At 42.8% G+C, this 15422-nt stretch carries 19 protein-coding genes; 8 read left to right on the top strand and 11 right to left on the bottom strand.

Going from position 1 to position 15422, the window contains the following annotated elements:
- Positions 1 to 37: 37 nt before the first annotated feature.
- The 7 genes from MAS10914_RS0121730 to MAS10914_RS34525 all read right to left on the bottom strand — a co-directional run bounded on the left by MAS10914_RS0121730 (position 38) and on the right by MAS10914_RS34525 (position 2878).
- A complete protein-coding gene (locus MAS10914_RS0121730; protein WP_017318055.1) occupies positions 38 to 514 on the bottom strand; it encodes a hypothetical protein in 477 nt (158 codons plus the stop codon).
- A gap of 100 nt (positions 515 to 614) precedes the next feature.
- Positions 615 to 1058: an HNH endonuclease gene (locus tag MAS10914_RS0121735; protein ID WP_017318056.1), complete on the bottom strand. Its 444-nt coding sequence runs from the start codon at positions 1056 to 1058 to the stop codon at positions 615 to 617.
- Positions 1059 to 1067: 9 nt separating this feature from the next.
- Positions 1068 to 1322, bottom strand: a complete 255-nt coding sequence (locus tag MAS10914_RS0121740; RefSeq protein WP_017318057.1) for a hypothetical protein — start codon at positions 1320 to 1322, stop codon at positions 1068 to 1070.
- A 32-nt stretch (positions 1323 to 1354) separates the two neighbouring features.
- Positions 1355 to 1579, bottom strand: a complete 225-nt coding sequence (locus MAS10914_RS0121745; RefSeq protein ID WP_017318058.1) for a type II toxin-antitoxin system HicB family antitoxin — start codon at positions 1577 to 1579, stop codon at positions 1355 to 1357.
- Complete coding sequence (locus MAS10914_RS0121750; protein WP_017318059.1) at positions 1576 to 1806, bottom strand: type II toxin-antitoxin system HicA family toxin; 231 nt, start codon at positions 1804 to 1806, stop codon at positions 1576 to 1578. The genes MAS10914_RS0121745 and MAS10914_RS0121750 overlap by 4 nt, the downstream gene beginning before the upstream one ends.
- 58 nt (positions 1807 to 1864) lie before the next feature.
- Complete coding sequence (locus tag MAS10914_RS0121755) at positions 1865 to 2578, bottom strand: HEAT repeat domain-containing protein (RefSeq protein ID WP_017318060.1); 714 nt, start codon at positions 2576 to 2578, stop codon at positions 1865 to 1867.
- An 87-nt stretch (positions 2579 to 2665) separates the two neighbouring features.
- Positions 2666 to 2878 carry a hypothetical protein gene (locus MAS10914_RS34525; protein ID WP_017318061.1) on the bottom strand — a complete coding sequence of 71 codons (213 nt, stop codon included), beginning with the start codon at positions 2876 to 2878 and terminating at the stop codon, positions 2666 to 2668.
- Positions 2879 to 3405: 527 nt separating this feature from the next.
- Here MAS10914_RS34525 and MAS10914_RS0121765 point away from each other — a divergent pair.
- A complete protein-coding gene (locus MAS10914_RS0121765; RefSeq protein ID WP_232224212.1) occupies positions 3406 to 3951 on the top strand; it encodes a hypothetical protein in 546 nt (181 codons plus the stop codon).
- A gap of 405 nt (positions 3952 to 4356) precedes the next feature.
- Here MAS10914_RS0121765 and MAS10914_RS0121770 read toward each other — a convergent pair whose 3' ends face one another.
- Together MAS10914_RS0121770 and MAS10914_RS0121775 are read right to left on the bottom strand one after the other, a co-directional pair.
- Positions 4357 to 4932, bottom strand: coding sequence for a Uma2 family endonuclease (locus tag MAS10914_RS0121770; protein WP_017318063.1), 576 nt, complete (start codon positions 4930 to 4932; stop codon positions 4357 to 4359).
- Between the two features lie 70 nt (positions 4933 to 5002).
- Entirely contained in the window at positions 5003 to 5320 is a 318-nt protein-coding gene (locus MAS10914_RS0121775; RefSeq protein ID WP_017318064.1) for a TIGR03792 family protein, read from the bottom strand.
- 131 nt (positions 5321 to 5451) lie between these two features.
- Between MAS10914_RS0121775 and MAS10914_RS0121780 the strand changes: the two genes are divergently transcribed.
- Positions 5452 to 5775: a phasin family protein gene (locus MAS10914_RS0121780; protein ID WP_017318065.1), complete on the top strand. Its 324-nt coding sequence runs from the start codon at positions 5452 to 5454 to the stop codon at positions 5773 to 5775.
- An 80-nt stretch (positions 5776 to 5855) separates the two neighbouring features.
- Positions 5856 to 6383: an FKBP-type peptidyl-prolyl cis-trans isomerase gene (locus MAS10914_RS0121785; RefSeq protein WP_026082728.1), complete on the top strand. Its 528-nt coding sequence runs from the start codon at positions 5856 to 5858 to the stop codon at positions 6381 to 6383.
- 90 nt (positions 6384 to 6473) lie between these two features.
- Here the strand turns inward: MAS10914_RS0121785 and dnaB are convergent, their stop codons facing one another.
- Together dnaB and MAS10914_RS0121795 are read right to left on the bottom strand one after the other, a co-directional pair.
- Positions 6474 to 9083, bottom strand: coding sequence for a replicative DNA helicase (dnaB, locus tag MAS10914_RS0121790; protein ID WP_017318067.1), 2610 nt, complete (start codon positions 9081 to 9083; stop codon positions 6474 to 6476).
- 693 nt (positions 9084 to 9776) lie between these two features.
- Positions 9777 to 10568 carry a tryptophan-rich sensory protein gene (locus tag MAS10914_RS0121795; protein ID WP_017318068.1) on the bottom strand — a complete coding sequence of 264 codons (792 nt, stop codon included), beginning with the start codon at positions 10566 to 10568 and terminating at the stop codon, positions 9777 to 9779.
- Between the two features lie 158 nt (positions 10569 to 10726).
- Here MAS10914_RS0121795 and MAS10914_RS0121800 point away from each other — a divergent pair, with 158 nt between their 5' ends.
- From MAS10914_RS0121800 to MAS10914_RS30770, 5 genes are all read left to right on the top strand, one after another.
- On the top strand, positions 10727 to 11320 hold the full coding sequence (locus tag MAS10914_RS0121800; protein ID WP_026082729.1) for a TetR/AcrR family transcriptional regulator: 594 nt from the start codon (positions 10727 to 10729) through the stop codon (positions 11318 to 11320).
- Between the two features lie 15 nt (positions 11321 to 11335).
- Complete coding sequence (locus MAS10914_RS0121805) at positions 11336 to 12619, top strand: ABC exporter membrane fusion protein (RefSeq protein ID WP_017318070.1); 1284 nt, start codon at positions 11336 to 11338, stop codon at positions 12617 to 12619.
- A gap of 284 nt (positions 12620 to 12903) precedes the next feature.
- On the top strand, positions 12904 to 13233 hold the full coding sequence (locus tag MAS10914_RS0121815; protein WP_017318072.1) for a DUF2834 domain-containing protein: 330 nt from the start codon (positions 12904 to 12906) through the stop codon (positions 13231 to 13233).
- Positions 13234 to 13254: 21 nt separating this feature from the next.
- Positions 13255 to 14421: an ABC transporter permease DevC gene (gene devC, locus MAS10914_RS0121820; protein WP_017318073.1), complete on the top strand. Its 1167-nt coding sequence runs from the start codon at positions 13255 to 13257 to the stop codon at positions 14419 to 14421.
- A gap of 135 nt (positions 14422 to 14556) precedes the next feature.
- Positions 14557 to 15387 (top strand): class I SAM-dependent methyltransferase, encoded by an 831-nt coding sequence (locus tag MAS10914_RS30770; protein WP_017318074.1) that lies wholly within the window; start codon positions 14557 to 14559, stop codon positions 15385 to 15387.
- The last annotated feature ends 35 nt before the right edge of the window (positions 15388 to 15422 follow it).

Raw genomic sequence — 15422 nt, forward strand, 5'->3', positions numbered from 1 at the left:
ACTCGTGGACGACAAAAAACACCTCGTTTGGCAAATTTTAAGAACCAGAAGCAGCTTTAACAGATTTGCTTTTGATTGCTTTAAAGCGATCGCCTAATTGTTCAGCAAGCCTTTTTAAACCAGGAGTCTTTTTAGCAGCGGTTTTCACGTAGCCATAAACCGTCAAACTACTGCTCATGGCTTCACTCCCCACTGCTAATAAGGTATCATCTACCTGTTCGCTTAGTTGCCGCAGTGCAATCAAAAGTTCGGTGAGTGTAGCGGCTAATTGATAATCCCGTACAAATTCCTCAAGGTTAAAACTAGCTGGTAAGATGTCGGGGTTGGACTGAGCAGCGGTGAGGCTATTGTTGACAAAGGCTAAACTTTTGTCGCCCATTTTAAATAACCTGCGCCGTTCTTCCGTACTTAAGGTAATCAGGAAAGGTAGCTTCTTTTGAATTGTTTGCAACGCTGCTTTGATTTGTTGCATATCTTCCGGGGAAAGGGAAGCGGTGATATTTTGGTATGCCATCGTATAATTAGCGTGGAAATTCTAGTGGTTAAGTAGCAATGTCTGCTACTTTTAGGATTCCCACTGGTTAATCAAATTACACAACTTGATAATTCTATTTTTAATTTGTGATGCGTCGTAAGGCTAATGAAGATGGATACTTACCAACATCTATTAAGGCTTGCCGTTCCGGAATGCGCTCATCGCTGTTAAAATCTAGAATACGCGCTGTCACTTCTCCAATATCTGTCAACGGTTGAATCACAGCGCCCTCTAACCGAAAGTGTTCTCCCCAAAAATCTCTACGTGGGTTGAAGAACCTAACCAGTTCTCCAGTGCGCCAATTAATAGATCCTAAATCAGTTCCTTTTTGAAGATTGCAGAAAACGCAACCGTAGCAGAGATTATCCTCTGTTGTAGCTCCACCGTGTTTGACGCTGATTATATGGTCAACTTGACAACCCGATGGTGCTTCTATTTCTAGAATAAGGCAGTACTCACACAGGTAGTCAGCACGGGCTGCAACTAAACGGCGAAGTTCTGAATTAATGTCAGGGCGGGACACTTTTAATACTTACTCAGCACTAATATACTTATAAGCTCGCGCTTTTGCTAATCGCATTATATGCTCTAGCGTCAGAAATTGGTCTAATTCCCGCTTTTCTTCTGGCGTGAGTTCCCCCATTTTGTGTGCGTACACTAGGTCTTCTAAACGCTCTTTTGCAGATTCTGAAAGTTGAAAATTGACGACGCTTTGGGAAGTGGTTCCAGCAGCAATGAAGTCAATAATTTCGTCGTAAACTTTTGTTGTTTGGGTAGGTGTATTCATCAGCGTGTCCCTCTTTATTGCTCATTGTACTTCTATGCTACTTTCCAAGATTTTACTAGCGTTTGAGGTTCTGGCAGAGGTTCACCATTTTCTAAAGATGTCTCAATTAACATCTCTAGCACTTCTTGAGCATTCTTGAGAGCTTCTTCGTAAGTCTCTCCGTGAGTATGGCAAAACTCTCCCCATTCAGGAAAACTGACAACAAAACAATCATCTTCGTCAGACCACTGAATAATTATGGTGTAATGAGAATTCATTCTTGTTCTTCCTCTTGTTGAGCTTTTCTAATTTCTTCTATCCTTTGAAGTGCATTATTAACGTCTTTCTCCTGGTAAGATTTAGCATCATTCCCGTCCTTACCTGATAAAGTAACTCTCCCTGGTAGCAAAGGATGAAACCAATTAGTGTGACTCCCTTTCCCAGGACGGCTGGTAAATCCAGCTTGCAACAACAAGCTTTTGAGTTCTCTGATTTTCTTGGGCATATACTCAGCTTACATTCTCACTCCTCATCTCCCTATCACCCCACCTCCCTATCTCTTCTTATTCTCCCCATTCCCTCAACTTCTTCTGAGCAAACTCCCGCACTTTCTCATCGGGGTCATTCTCCGCTCTGTCGCGCAACAGTGGTAAAGTTTGGGGATGGTGAGGATGTTGTTTGACAATTATCTCAAGTGCAATGCGTCGAGGATTGGTTTCATCGTTTTCCTTGCGCTTAAAGGGGTCATTAACAGCACAGTTGTAGTAAATATCAAACAACTCAGGCTCATCTTTGAACCATTTGCCTAATGCTTGGACTGCTGCACGTCGCACATACTTATCATCATCAGCAGTAGCGCGACTTTTGAGGATGGGGAGGGTATCTTTGTCATCTTTGAAGTTGCTGGCTAATGCTTGGACTGCTGCACCTCGCACATAGGAATCATAATCAGCAGTGGCGCGTTGTTTGAGCCAGGGGAGGGTAGTGGCGTCATCTTTCCAAGTGATTGCAATTGCTGCAACTGCTTGGGTACGAATTTCCTGAACTAGTTTTGTTTCTTCTACATCTCGAGAGGGATCGTAATAGTAATTTAAGTCGTATTTGGTTAAGTCTTTAAAGCAGTTCAGTAATTGGTGAGCCGTTTTTACAATCTCCTTCCTATTCCTCACATCTGTAAGACACTTAGCCGCCAAAAACAAGTTACTAAATTTCTCCGCCTCACCATTCTGCGCCATTAAATAATCAACAATTTCCCCAACAAATTTTGGCTCAATCATTCCTGCAATCAACCGCAAGACTTCATGCCAAGTTTCATCTCGCCAATGTTTGCCAAAAACTTCTCTATCAAACGGGCGCTAGATTGTTTATAATCGGCATAATCTGGGTATTTTTGGGGCATTGACTGTTCTTTTTGAGAGATAAGCCAAAGGTAGATAACTAAGAGCTTTTAACAAATCTTTGAGGACATCTTTTAATAAATCTTTGCCTACATCTTGGGCAAATTGTTTCATCACTGGTTGAAAGAGAAACCCAACAGCAGTACTCACTCCCCAAGCGGTTAAAAAATCTAGAGGCATGATACTCTTGTCTATTAAGCTTTTACCTATAAGTATACACATCAACTTAAGTCATGTTTCCCGAGTTTAGGGTCACTTAAGGAGTATCAGAGCCAGGAGAGCGAGATTAGTCACATCTTGTACATCCTATAAAAATAGGCAAGCAGACAAGGGGAGAAAGATTTTGATGCTTCATTGTGGCTAAACGCCCATACTCACCCGTCTACGCATACTCTCAAATATTATATTTGTGAGGAATTTCTATAATTTTTGACCATCCTCAGAAATTCCTCATATTCTTTTTTTTAAGATAGCTTGTATGTTCAGGTTTCAGCTAATTTAAATGCAAAAAAATTGAGTAAAAATAGAAATCTAAGCGTTATCAACAAAAAAAGGATGTGTTGTCTACATTACTAAGGCTTTAGAGTTAGTTCCCTATGATGAATGAGTTGTACTGGTAATAGTACAAGCCCAATAACGGCAGAGTTTTGTTGGTCTAACAATAATCTTTGCAAGGAGGCGCAGTGATTCTAATTGATTGGACTGATATGGCTCAGTCTGTACTAATTGATAAATGGGAGAATTGGTTGCAGCAGCATGGATATACCTTTGTCCTCAGCGAATATGTTGAGGATGTAACAATTAAGATGTTTGCATCTAATGAAACCGTATCTTTTGCTGTTTATGCTCCCATCAGCTTTGGCTTAATCTATATCAATATCCCTACTCCTCAAGATGCACTGATCTTGATTGCGAGGCTGAAACAGTTGCTATTAATACCGTGGGATATGGTCCAATATGAAGGTTGTGATCACCAGAAGCAAAGCCTCTCTGAAACCTTTCTAACTATAGAAGGTGGAACCATGCAAGAAAAAATTGATACACTAAAATCTCACATCTCCTCTCAAGAGATGCCAGAGGATGAGGTCATTGACCAACTGACCGTGCTTCAACTTCAAAAAGATACCGATATTATGCTCGCCTCCCTCAAACAGATGGCAGAACGTAACATTTGCCCGAATATAGCGTGGCGAGCAATCAGAGTGCTAACTCAGTATCAAAAAATTGTCGAACGCCTGGTGGTTCACTCATAGTGCTTAACCTTGCACAAAGGGGCATAGCTTCCTAGGGTACTTCTACCGTAACTCATTCAGGAACCCGCTTCCTTTAACTAAGAGTCTCTGGTATCCCTAACTGATGGGAGTTCGTTGTGAGGGCTTTAGTTATCTTTAGGTGATAAGCCAATGAGCATTCAAGTTGCATAGAGCTAGGGCTGAAGCCCTTACTACAAGCGAATTATCCTGGAAAACTGAATGACGATTAGCTTATAGTCTGGCTTATAGTCTGGACTGAAGTCCTGACAGAGTTGAGAGCAGAAAGCCCAATCCCTACGGCACGCACTCGCGTTCGGCTTCTAGACGTGGGACGCCAGTCGCCTGCACTGGCTTCTCCGTCAAAGAGCGCTGGCTTATGAATGCGTAGATGAATGCGTAGCGCTTTTAAGATTGTTCTTTGTAGCTTTTCGCTACACCTATGAGGCGCTCAACTTGGAGGGATACATCAGGAAAGGCTAGCGGGGCAATAGTATCTGTAGTTAGTGTCAGTTCGGTTTTGTATTGCCCATTTTTGAGGTCACGAAATACTTGCAACTGCTTATATTTGAGGTTAACAACCCAATATTCGGTAATGCCTGCCTCAGCGTAGATTTCTTTTTTCTCTCCTAAGTTTTTGCTGAGGGTGGCATTGGAGAATTCAATAATCCAAAATATGTCTTCAGGGTAGGGGTGGTGTTCTAAGTAGACCTCGCCTAAAGGTTTGACAATGGCAACGTCGGGAGCAGGTTCGGAATTGTTTGGCAGAGTTACGGGTTTAGCATCGCGGATTTTTGCCCGTTCACCGAGTAGTGTGCGGAGATAATCAGCGGCTTCTGTGTTGTAGTAGGCGTGGGGTTCTCGTTCTGGGGGCATAACAATGAGGTCGCCGCGCAATAATTCTATGGGTTGGTCATCAAAAATGCCTGCCTCTATTGCTCGGTGATATCGTTCAATTGTCCATTTATAAGTAGTTACGGTCATGAAACTTTATTTAAGCTTTGTTCTACCGTTTAGACAAGAGGGTTAGTTTGATTTTAGTAAGCGGGTTTGTCTAGCCTGCTTCTTTCTGTGGAAATTTCCGCACCTGATACTCGCTTGACTCGACAATTGGATAGGATTTTCCCATCGCTTCGCTGAACTTTTGCTCAATAGCCTCTAGTTCTACTTGGGGTATCGCTTTCCAATGCTCCTTTGTCGCCCAGTGAATAACCAGAACTACTTCTGTGGCATCTTTAGGATTGCTCCAAACTTCTTTACCAAGAAATCCTGGATGTTTAGCCAGCGCCGCTGTCCAAATTTCTGCATCTTTCTGGATATATTTTTCTCTTTGTTCGGGCGGAACTTTCACCTTAAGTAGTTCGATTATCACACTTTTTATTCCCTATGTTCGTTTGTCAGAATAGAGATGTAGTCTATATTAATTATCCTTCCACCATAGGTCTATAGGATAGATTTATGAGAAAGGACCATTTGATTTGAAAAAAGTGATAGAAAGGCTTTATGGACAACAACAACTGGATGAAGCAGTTATTAATGTTGGGTATTGGCACAACCTCCGTGGTTGCAGACAAACTGCGGGAAGCAAGCGACCAACTTGTTAAGGATGGCAAGCTTGATCCTGAGCAAGCCAAAGCGGTTATGGATGATATGGTACAGCAGTTGAAGTCGGAGCAGGGAAATTGGGAGGGCAATATGCAACGACAACTGCGAAATATGTTACAGGATTTGGGGGTCGCTCGTCAGTCAGAAGTTGACGAACTGCGGGGTAGGATTGACCGTTTGGAGCGTCAAATACGCGATTTAGAAAATAAGCTTTGGCGTTAAGGGTCGCGTTCTGATTTACACTAAGTTTTGTCCTACTGGTTATCTTAATTTGTCAGACTACTAAGTAGAGAGGACTCATTTTGAAAGCGATTTTACTCAGCATGGGTTTCATGCTAGTTTGTGTTGTTCTTTTGGTTTTGGCGCAAGTTGGCGGTAACAAACAGGATATCGCCATTGCTGCCCAGCAGTTAACCGAAACAACTCCAACACTCATCCAGGTACAAGAAAACAATACCCTCATTGCAAGCAAAACTATGTCTGAAGCTAATGTCGTCACCACACCCTCTGGGCTAAAATACATTGATTTGGTAGAGGGGACTGGGGCGACTCCTAAAACTGGACAAAAAGTGGTAGTTCACTACACCGGTACTCTCGAAGATGGTACCAAGTTCGATAGTTCACGCGATCGCAACCGTCCCTTTGATTTTCAACTCGGTGTTGGACAAGTCATCAAAGGCTGGGACGAAGGACTTAGCACTATGAAAGTAGGCGGTCGTCGTCAGTTAATCATACCCCCAGAATTAGGTTATGGTGCTCGTGGTGCTGGTGGCGTCATTCCACCCAACGCGACTCTGAATTTTGATGTAGAATTGCTGAAAATTCAGTGATGGTTAGTAGTTAGTAGTTAGTTGTGAATTGTGAGTTGTGAGTAGCAACTATTTACCACTAACAACTACCTATTCACTACTAACTCACTTTTAATAATTGTTTGGTCTGGCTAAATTTTTAAACTTGGTAAATTGTGGGTCAAACAAGAGTTTAACAGTACCTGTAGGACCGTTGCGGTGTTTAGCTATGATGACCTCGGCGATTCCCCTATCAGGAGTGTCGCTGTTATAGTAATCGTCTCTGTACAACATGATAACTAAATCCGCATCTTGCTCAATACTTCCACTTTCTCTCAAATCAGATAACATTGGTCGCTTGTTAGTCCGTGATTCGACTCCTCGACTCAACTGAGACAGAGCAATCACTGGGACACTTAATTCACGGGCTAAACCTTTAAGATTTCGGGTAATTTTTGATAGTTCTTGCACGCGATTATCGCCCGCTCCTTCCATCAATTGCAAGTAATCTATAATAATTAGTCCCAGTTCTGTACCTAATTCTGCTTGCAAGCGCCGCGCCTGACTCCGCATTTCTGTGACTGTAATATTCGGCGTATCGTCAATAAAAATTGGCATCTCCGAGAGCATACCAATAGCACGGCTTAAAGGTTCCCACTGAGTTTGACTAATGCGTCCACTTCGCAAATAACCAGTTTCAATTCCCGCCTCACTTGCTAATAGCCGTTGCACCAGTTGTTCCTTTGACATTTCTAAGCTGAAAACAGCAACTGGTAATTTATATGAAGCAGCAATATTATGAGCAAGATTCAAGCAGAAGGCGGTGTTGTGAACACAAATATCATTGGCAACAAAATTGTGGGTAACAGGAATTGTCAAATCATAAACTTGTTTGTATCCTACCGACTCAATAGACACAATTTCGTCCCAATAGACATCCCCTGTTGCTAATTGTTGTAAGGATGAATCTTCTAATGCAGTTGCCAAAGTGAAAAGGCGTTCCCGGGATAAAGCACGTTTACCGACATGAATATTTGTGTGTCCTTTGATTCCTGCTCTACGCGCTAAAACTGTCCACGGTTCTTTCCCTTTGGCTGCTGTGATTTCCTCCCATATTTCTATTGGAATGAGGTCACGATTAGTTTGGTATCTCTTATTCATCAAAGCTGCTTGTACCTGCAACAGGGCAGTTTCTTTGCCAAAGATACCAATTTCTGAGATAAAAGTTTTGATGGACTGAGCATCAGTAATATCTAGTTGCCAAGCTTGTCTACGAGTGTCTTTGTATTTAACAGACCGCTTCTTCAAAGTCGCAATAATGCCAAACCTCAGCAGCAGATGTTGTACCTGTCTTGCTAGTTTTTCGCTAACAGTACAATAGCCTAATTGTGACTGACCGCTTGCAAGCACCGTAGCCCAACCATCTGTGGCGAAGAGGCGGTTGAGGAATAGGGAGACTTGCGAGCGTTCTAGTTGAAAGCACAGGGCAGGAATTATTTTTTCATCAGCTTTTTTGCCCCAGAGCGATAGATTCACAAGCCACTCAGTGAGAGGATTTTTTCGCCCCTGACACCTAGCAGCATAGAATATTGGGGAACGATCAGGACGCTTTTCTATACGAACTTTCAGTTGAGAAGAAAAGTTGATAACAGCATGGGTGAAATCTTCTTGAATCAAAGGGTTTATATTTGTAAATTCAGGGGTTATGTCTGTCAAACAACCATCACCTATAAAGTAAGCTAGTAATTTGACTTCACACTCACGGATTTGTTTTATACCAAATATATTTATTCTGCGAGGTACAGCAATTTTATCACCCTCTTTAAGTTCCTCGAGTTTTTGCCAACCCTTAATAGTTAAAAACGGGTGCGTGATTGTAGTTTCAACATATCGCCCCAAACGAGTTGTGACGCGCAAAACTGGCTTGATACCGTCATCTACAAATGCAGATGGTTGAGTTAGGTGAAATTTCCAATCATTCCCAAGTGTCAGCAGTTCGGCTTGATGATGCTCGTAGATTTGTTTAATTGTTGATATAGTACCATCTGCTAGAACAATTTCAGTGGTTTCATTTAGACACTTTCCCATTGACGGGCGACCAGCAACAATAATCAAATCAGAACGCTGAAAACCACTGGTCATGCCATCCAAATCGTAAAAGCCGCAGGGAATACCCGGAAGGGCGACACCTTGATGGCGAGTCTCAATATCTTGGAAGGTATTAATTAGGGTATCAGAAATGTGAACTAGACCTACTTGAGGGCGTTCTTGAGTAATACCGAATACTTTTTGTTCTGCTTGGTCTAAGACTATTGGTAATTCGCTTTCTGTCTGATACCCAAGATGCACAATTTCATTGCCGGCTTTGATTAATCGACGTCGCAGATATTTTTCCATGACTAAATCTGCTAAAGCATCGATGTTAACAGCCGACACCGTGCGGTCTACTAGCGTTGCTAATTTATTTCTACCACCAACACGGGCTAGCATATCGTGGTCAGTCAGCCAATTTATGACTGCAAGTAAGTCTGTAGGCTTACCCTGACTGTGCAGCCTGGTAGCTGCTTGATAGATATCTTTATGAGCGCTAATATAAAAAGCTTCTGGAATGAGGCGATCGCTCACTCTGCTGATGGCTTCTGGATCTAGCAAAATCCCCCCTAATATCGCTTCTTCCGCCTCAATGTTTTGGGGAGGGAGGCGATCCATACCATTACCTTGAAAGTTTAATTGTTCAGACATAAATAAATTTAGATTTTAGATAAAGGTTCAACTATTACCCTTATAAACCAAAATCTACATTTCCAATAATATGTGTGTTATTTGAAGTATCTTTACACCATTGAGATTAAGAACTGATTTAAAAGTGAATTTTGATGACAAAGGGTGCGTAATGTCGTGCCATCCAAATTTAAAAAAGATTGCGCCAGAGATAGACTAGGAGTCGTTTTGTCATCATAGATGATTTTCTGAATTCTCTATCTTGGATGTCGCAAGAGGACTCCCGTTACAGGCTTCGCCTTAACGGGGAGATGAATTGCGACCAATAAAAAACATGGCTTCGCAATACCTTGGTGTAGTAGAATATACTTGCCACCAAAAAAGTTAGGGTTAGGCAAGATTGGTGTTTCTCCACCAGACAACTCGCATCACCAAAAGGAAATACCTGATAGGGATAAACCCCGTCCTTAAGGACGGGGTATTCGTTGTTAACAGGGGGGTCGAATGTTGTGAATGAGACAAAGGATACATCAGAATAAGTATTTTGTGACTGCGGTCGGGCAGCCCGTGGTAGTAAAACAGATGCTTGTGGAGGGGAATCTGTCGGGGTCAGTGCCTGTGGGAGAGTTTTTAACTCGTTATACCACAGTGGGCTAGAAAAACCTGTTGAAGCAAGAATCTCCCTTCACAGGCGAAGCCTTGAAGGTGAGAGTGTCAATAACCATTCAAAAGCTGAGTGCGCGAGCTTTTCATAAAAATAAGCAAGATCAGGGCAACTGCACATACCAAAGCCACTATTCTCAGGATGGGGTTTTCCCACTGTTTTACGGCAATTGCAACTAAAGCCCAAACCGTTACTGCTGTATAAGCAATGTCTCGGCGCTGGACAGCAATAACCGCAGCAATTGCGGCTGCAACTATCAATATGATGACTGTCCAGACTTGGGCAGAAATTCCCCAACCATCCCAGCTTACAAAATACAGCGCACAAGCCACATTAACAATAGTTGCTACACTAATCCACGCTAGATAAATGCTGATAGGAAAATGGACGCACCACTTCTTGATACGAGATGCAGAGTTTCTGCCAATCCCTAACCGTACATATATAGCAATCAGGGGTAGCAAAATTCCCAGCATTGCTACGACCGAAAGCGAAAAAAGCCGGGAGAGAAACAGATAAACCCAGAGGCTTTGGGCAAAACAAGCAATGACGAGCAGGTAGCCTATTTTACGTAAATCGGGGTCATGTCTCTGATTTGGCAGAACTTGATAGATTCCGAGAGCAAATAGACCAAGGTAAATCAATCCCCAAATTGCAAAGGCGTAATTAGCAGGAATAATCTGTAGGTTTTTGAACAGAGTGTTAGAAATTTCACCAATGCTGAATCCATTTAAGGGAAAGATGTTGGATAGGACATTAACCACAAAAGCACCGATGATTGCAGCCAGGGTCGCAAGCTGTCGCAGAAAATCTCGGTCATAGCTAGAGTTGGACTGCTGCATAGGTCAAATTGCACCACTCATAGAAGACAACTACTCTCTGTTGTGCTTCTAGCTTACATCTTCATTATCCGCGAAACTGCTCTTTAAAGCTTGACAACCCAGAAGCAAAGATAGTAAGTTATTTAATAACGAGCGTTCGATATAAATTTATCCAAGAGATGCCGAAGATTATTGACCATGACCAATACCGCAAAGAACTGCTCAGTAGATGCTTTGACTTATTCGCCGAGAAAGGCTACTCCGCAATTACCATGCGCCAAATTGCAGAAGGTTTAACTGTTTCCACAGGGACATTATATCATTATTTTCCAAGTAAACAGGCGCTGTTTGAGCAATTGGCGGAAGAAATAAGTGAGCGGGATGTGTTAATGGCGGCAGCGGAGTTGGAAGGTACGCAAACGCTGCAAGAACGGCTAGAAGTTTTGGGGAGATTCTTGGAGAAAAACGAGGATTACTTCATCAAGTGGACTTATATCTGGATTGATTTTTGCCACCATCAAGACCGCCAGGAGTTTCAGAAAAGTAGTTTGTTTAAGCTTTCCATTGAGAGATATCAACAGGCAATTTCTGATTTACTTGACATTCAAGATCCGGTGCTGGTTGCCTTTGTCATGACCCTAATTGATGGTCTAATCCTACAAAGGTTATGTGCTAATGAAATGGTTTCTATGCCTGAACAATGTGCTTTGTTAGGCAAAATGCTGACAGCTTATTTGGAAAAAGAACTGTCGAATAAGACTTCTAACGGCTAATTACATAAGAAGAATATGACTTTCAAAGTATTATCGAAACCAACAAATCGCTCGTTAATTGGACTAGTCGTGACTGCGAGTGCAATCACAGGTGGAATTGTTTTTTATGGCATTTCCCAGTATGGAGTGGTCAGTCAAAAACCTGCACCAGTGGAAACTGCTTCCCCAGTAAAAAAGGTGACAGCATTAGGACGACTAGAGCCTGAAGCCGAGGTGATTAGCCTATTTGCACCTCTAGCGTTGGATGGCGATCGCCTTGCGAAACTCCTCGTCAAAGAGAGTGAACAGGTAAAAGCCGGACAAGTTGTGGCAATTCTCGATTCACGAGATAAACTGCAAGATGCCCTTAGGCAAGCACAGGAGGAGGTTAAGATGGCTCAAGCGAAACTTGCACAGGTAAAAGCTGGGGCAAAAACTGGGGAAATAGTTGCTCAAAAAGCAACCATAGAGCGCTTGCAGGCACAATTGCAAAGTGATAGAGTCGCTCAAGAAGAAGCGATCGCCCGAGTAAAGGCACAGTGGGAAGGCGACAGAACAGCGCAAGAAGCAACAATTCGGAAAATTGAAGCAGAACTCAAAAATGCTCAAGCCGAATATCAGCGCTATCAGCAGTTATACAAGGAAGGAGCAATTTCCAGTTCCTCATTTGACACTAAAGGTCTGAGTTTGGAAACCGCACAACAGCAACTCAACGAAGCCAAAGCTGTACTTAGCCGAATTAATGCTACTAGTAGCAAACAAGTTCGTGAAGCGAAAGTGGCGCTACAAAGAATCAACGTCACTGGTATCAAGCAAATCAGAGAAGCCAACGCCACCCTCGACAAGATTGCTGAAGTTCGTCCCGTGGATGTGCAAGCGGCGCAAGCAGAAGTTGATAATGCTGTTGCATCTGTCAAACGCGCACAAACTGATTTGGAACAAGCTGATATCAGGGCACCTGTAGCAGGACGGATACTCAAAATTCATACGCGAGTTGGAGAAAAGATTAGTGACTCTGGCATTGTGGATCTAGCGCAGACTAACCAAATGGTTGCTGTGGCGGAGGTTTATCAATCCGATATTGGTAAAGTGAAAATCGGACAAAAGGCAGTCGTGACAGGACAAGCGTTTACCGGAGAACTACGCGGAGTTGTTTCTTTGATTGGCTTGCAGGTTAACCAACAAAACGTGTTCAGCAATCAGCCAGGGGAAAACTTGGATAAGCGAGTCGTTGAAGTGAAAATTCGCCTCACACCAGAAGACAGCAAGAAAGTTGCTGGGTTAACCAACTTGCAAGTCCAAACAGAAATTGAACTGTAAATTTTCTCTGCCTCAAATTATAACGAATGTTCGATATATCTTGGTGTGACAAGGAGGAGACTTCTACAAATGCTTTGCAAAACTTCTCGAATCTGGATTCTTAGAAGAACTTATCCTTGGGCGACTTTGGCAATTACGGCTTATAGACTCAAATACTTAAACGGTGTCAAAAGGAATAAAGAAAAACTTCGTTTTTTGACGGCTTACTTCAAGATTGACTTTGCAGGCATTCTATCGTTCATGAATGACCTGCTTTTTTAAAGCAACTCAACAGAGGTATCACAATGCTGAAAACCACATACTTAATTCTTTGTATTTTAGGTACTGTTTTACCTTACTCACAATTCGTGCCGTTTCTGTTACAACACGGACTGGATGCCAACCTGATGATAGAACAACTTTTTGCTAGCCGAATTTCTTCGTTCTTTGGTCTGGACGTGTTTGTTTCAGCGCTGGTTCTTTTCGTCTTTATATTTAGGGAAGGTTCACGGCTGAAGATGAAAAATTTGTGGATTTATGTCGCCAGTACTTTGTTAGTTGGTGTTTCTTTAGGCTTGCCTTTGTTTCTCTTCATGCGACAACGCAAGCTTGAAGAAACAGTACTCGCTATATAGTGTGTCAAGGAGTTTCCTGAAATGTTTCGTAAATGGTTTCGTAGAACCCCACTTGCATGGCGACAAATGATGAAAGAAAAAACTCGTCTAGCGGTGGCAGTGGCAGGTATTGCCTTTGCAGATATGCTGATGTTTGTGCAACTTGCGTTTCAAGATGCACTCTATGACAGCGCCACACAGCCTCATCGCCTACTTGAGGCAGATTTGGTGATGATTAATCCCCAATTCCAAACCCTTTTCTCAGTCAAAAGCTTTTCTCGTGAACGACTTTATCAAGCATTGAGTTATGAAGGTGTTAAGTCGGTCAGTTCTGTATACATTGGTTCAGGACAGTGGAGAAATCCCGAAACTCGGCTTAACCGCGCCATTTTGATTTGGGGAGTTGATCCAGAAGCCCCTAACCTTAGGTTACCAGAGGTGAAGCAAAATGCAACGCATCTTAAACTTTTGAATAGAGTGTTATTTGACCGTGCTGGACGTCCAGAGTACGGGGCTGTTGCCGACGCTATGCAAAAGCATGGAACACTAGAAGCAGAACTCAATAACCAGAATATTCAAGTTACCGGACTGTTTACGGTTGGTAGTTCATTTGCTGCTGATGGTAACGTCATCACAAGTGATTCAACGTTTCTGAAATTGTTTCCCGAACATCAACCCAGTCAAATAACAGTCGGTTTAATCAAGCTCAAACCTGGTTTCGATCCTACCCAAGTCCAAGCGCAACTTTCCAAAGAATTGTCACCTGATGTGCGAGTTTTAACACCAGAAGGTTTTGCGGCGGTGGAAAGGTACTACTGGGAAAGCCAAGGGGCGATTGGATTCATTTTTGGACTTGGTGTGATTGTAGGATTTATTGTGGGAATCGTAATTGTGTACCAGATTCTCTATAGTGATGTTTCCGAACATTTACCAGAGTATGGGACATTAAAGGCAATGGGATATAGCGATCGCTATCTTCTCGGTGTTTTGTTTCAAGAAGCATTGCTGTTAGCAGCATTGGGTTATGTTCCTGGATTTTTGATTTCCATTGCGCTTTACCAATTGACGTATGCAGCAACACTTCTGCCCATTGGCATGACACTTAGCCGTGCAATAACTGTGTTTGTGCTAACAGTAGTGATGTGCAGCTTTTCTGGGGCGGTAGCGATGCGGAAGTTACAATCTGCTGATCCAGCAGATGTGTTTTAGTGAGTAAATGATGGCAGGAATTATAGCGCTTCTGATCTGAATGAAGTACTAATTTATCTGTGTCCATCTGTGGTTCATTATTTCTTTGTGTACCTCACTCAATTGCAAACCGCTATATGTTCAAGGTAGACATCAATGTCAAATGACTCGACAAATGCATTGAACATTGACACTCGTAATGCGTGGAACACCAACGCTAGTGTTTGGGACGCCCGCATGGGAGATAACGGGAACGACTTTCATCAAGTGCTGGTTCGTCCTGCAATGGAGAGACTGCTTGAGGTAAAATCAGGTACTCGCATTTTGGACATAGGCTGTGGTACTGGGCTTACGACTCGTAGGTTAGCAAGCTTGGGCGCACAGGTCGTAGGAATAGATTTTGCCGAGGAGATGATTACCTGTGCCCGCAGGAGAACTCAACAGCATGAAACATCCATTGAGTATTACGTCCTCGACGCTACGGATGAGACAGCTTTACTTGGGTTGGGGGAACGTTCCTTTGATGCTGCTGTATCTGCGATGGCACTCATGGATATGGCAGAAATTGACCCCCTCCTACGCGCACTCACAAAGTTACTACGCCCTCGAGGCTGCTTCATCTTTGCCGTGCAGCATCCTTGCTTCAACAACACATACATCACTATGGCTGCAGAAGTCAAAGATTGCGAAGGTCAACTGGTGAGTGAATACTCAGTCAAAGTGTCTGGATATTTACAACCCTCCACCACAAAAGGATTAGCACTTGAAAATCAACCAAAACCGCATCTGTACTTCCATCGACCGTTGCACATCCTATTAGGTGCAGCATTCCGTGCTGGGTTTGTGCTGGATGGCTTGGAAGAACCTGCTTTTCCATCTGACCATCCTTCTAACAGTCGCTTTTACGGTTGGTCTAACTTTACCCAAATTCCACCTGTGCTTGTTTCCAGGTTGAGATTTTCTGAGGAATTGTTACGCAAATCATAGGCAAGTAGCCAATAACATTCACCTAGAGAATAAAT

The sequence above is a fragment of the Mastigocladopsis repens PCC 10914 genome (genome assembly GCF_000315565.1).
Classification (GTDB): domain Bacteria; phylum Cyanobacteriota; class Cyanobacteriia; order Cyanobacteriales; family Nostocaceae; genus Mastigocladopsis; species Mastigocladopsis repens.

Bases quoted from the DNA above. Each gene is read 5' to 3' on its own strand.
- MAS10914_RS0121730 (WP_017318055.1), bottom strand. From the start codon at position 514: ATGGCATACCAAAATATCACCGCTTCCCTTTCCCCGGAAGATATGCAA.
- MAS10914_RS0121740 (WP_017318057.1), bottom strand. From the start codon at position 1,322: ATGAATACACCTACCCAAACAACAAAAGTTTACGACGAAATTATTGAC.
- MAS10914_RS0121745 (WP_017318058.1), bottom strand. From the start codon at position 1,579: ATGAATTCTCATTACACCATAATTATTCAGTGGTCTGACGAAGATGAT.
- MAS10914_RS0121750 (WP_017318059.1), bottom strand. From the start codon at position 1,806: ATGCCCAAGAAAATCAGAGAACTCAAAAGCTTGTTGTTGCAAGCTGGA.
- MAS10914_RS0121755 (WP_017318060.1), bottom strand. From the start codon at position 2,578: ATGATTGAGCCAAAATTTGTTGGGGAAATTGTTGATTATTTAATGGCG.
- MAS10914_RS34525 (WP_017318061.1), bottom strand. From the start codon at position 2,878: ATGCCTCTAGATTTTTTAACCGCTTGGGGAGTGAGTACTGCTGTTGGG.
- MAS10914_RS0121765 (WP_232224212.1), top strand. From the start codon at position 3,406: ATGGCTCAGTCTGTACTAATTGATAAATGGGAGAATTGGTTGCAGCAG.
- MAS10914_RS0121770 (WP_017318063.1), bottom strand. From the start codon at position 4,932: ATGACCGTAACTACTTATAAATGGACAATTGAACGATATCACCGAGCA.
- MAS10914_RS0121780 (WP_017318065.1), top strand. From the start codon at position 5,452: ATGGACAACAACAACTGGATGAAGCAGTTATTAATGTTGGGTATTGGC.
- dnaB (WP_017318067.1), bottom strand. From the start codon at position 9,083: ATGTCTGAACAATTAAACTTTCAAGGTAATGGTATGGATCGCCTCCCT.
- MAS10914_RS0121795 (WP_017318068.1), bottom strand. From the start codon at position 10,568: ATGCAGCAGTCCAACTCTAGCTATGACCGAGATTTTCTGCGACAGCTT.
- MAS10914_RS0121800 (WP_026082729.1), top strand. From the start codon at position 10,727: ATGCCGAAGATTATTGACCATGACCAATACCGCAAAGAACTGCTCAGT.
- MAS10914_RS0121805 (WP_017318070.1), top strand. From the start codon at position 11,336: ATGACTTTCAAAGTATTATCGAAACCAACAAATCGCTCGTTAATTGGA.
- MAS10914_RS0121815 (WP_017318072.1), top strand. From the start codon at position 12,904: ATGCTGAAAACCACATACTTAATTCTTTGTATTTTAGGTACTGTTTTA.
- devC (WP_017318073.1), top strand. From the start codon at position 13,255: ATGTTTCGTAAATGGTTTCGTAGAACCCCACTTGCATGGCGACAAATG.
- MAS10914_RS30770 (WP_017318074.1), top strand. From the start codon at position 14,557: ATGTCAAATGACTCGACAAATGCATTGAACATTGACACTCGTAATGCG.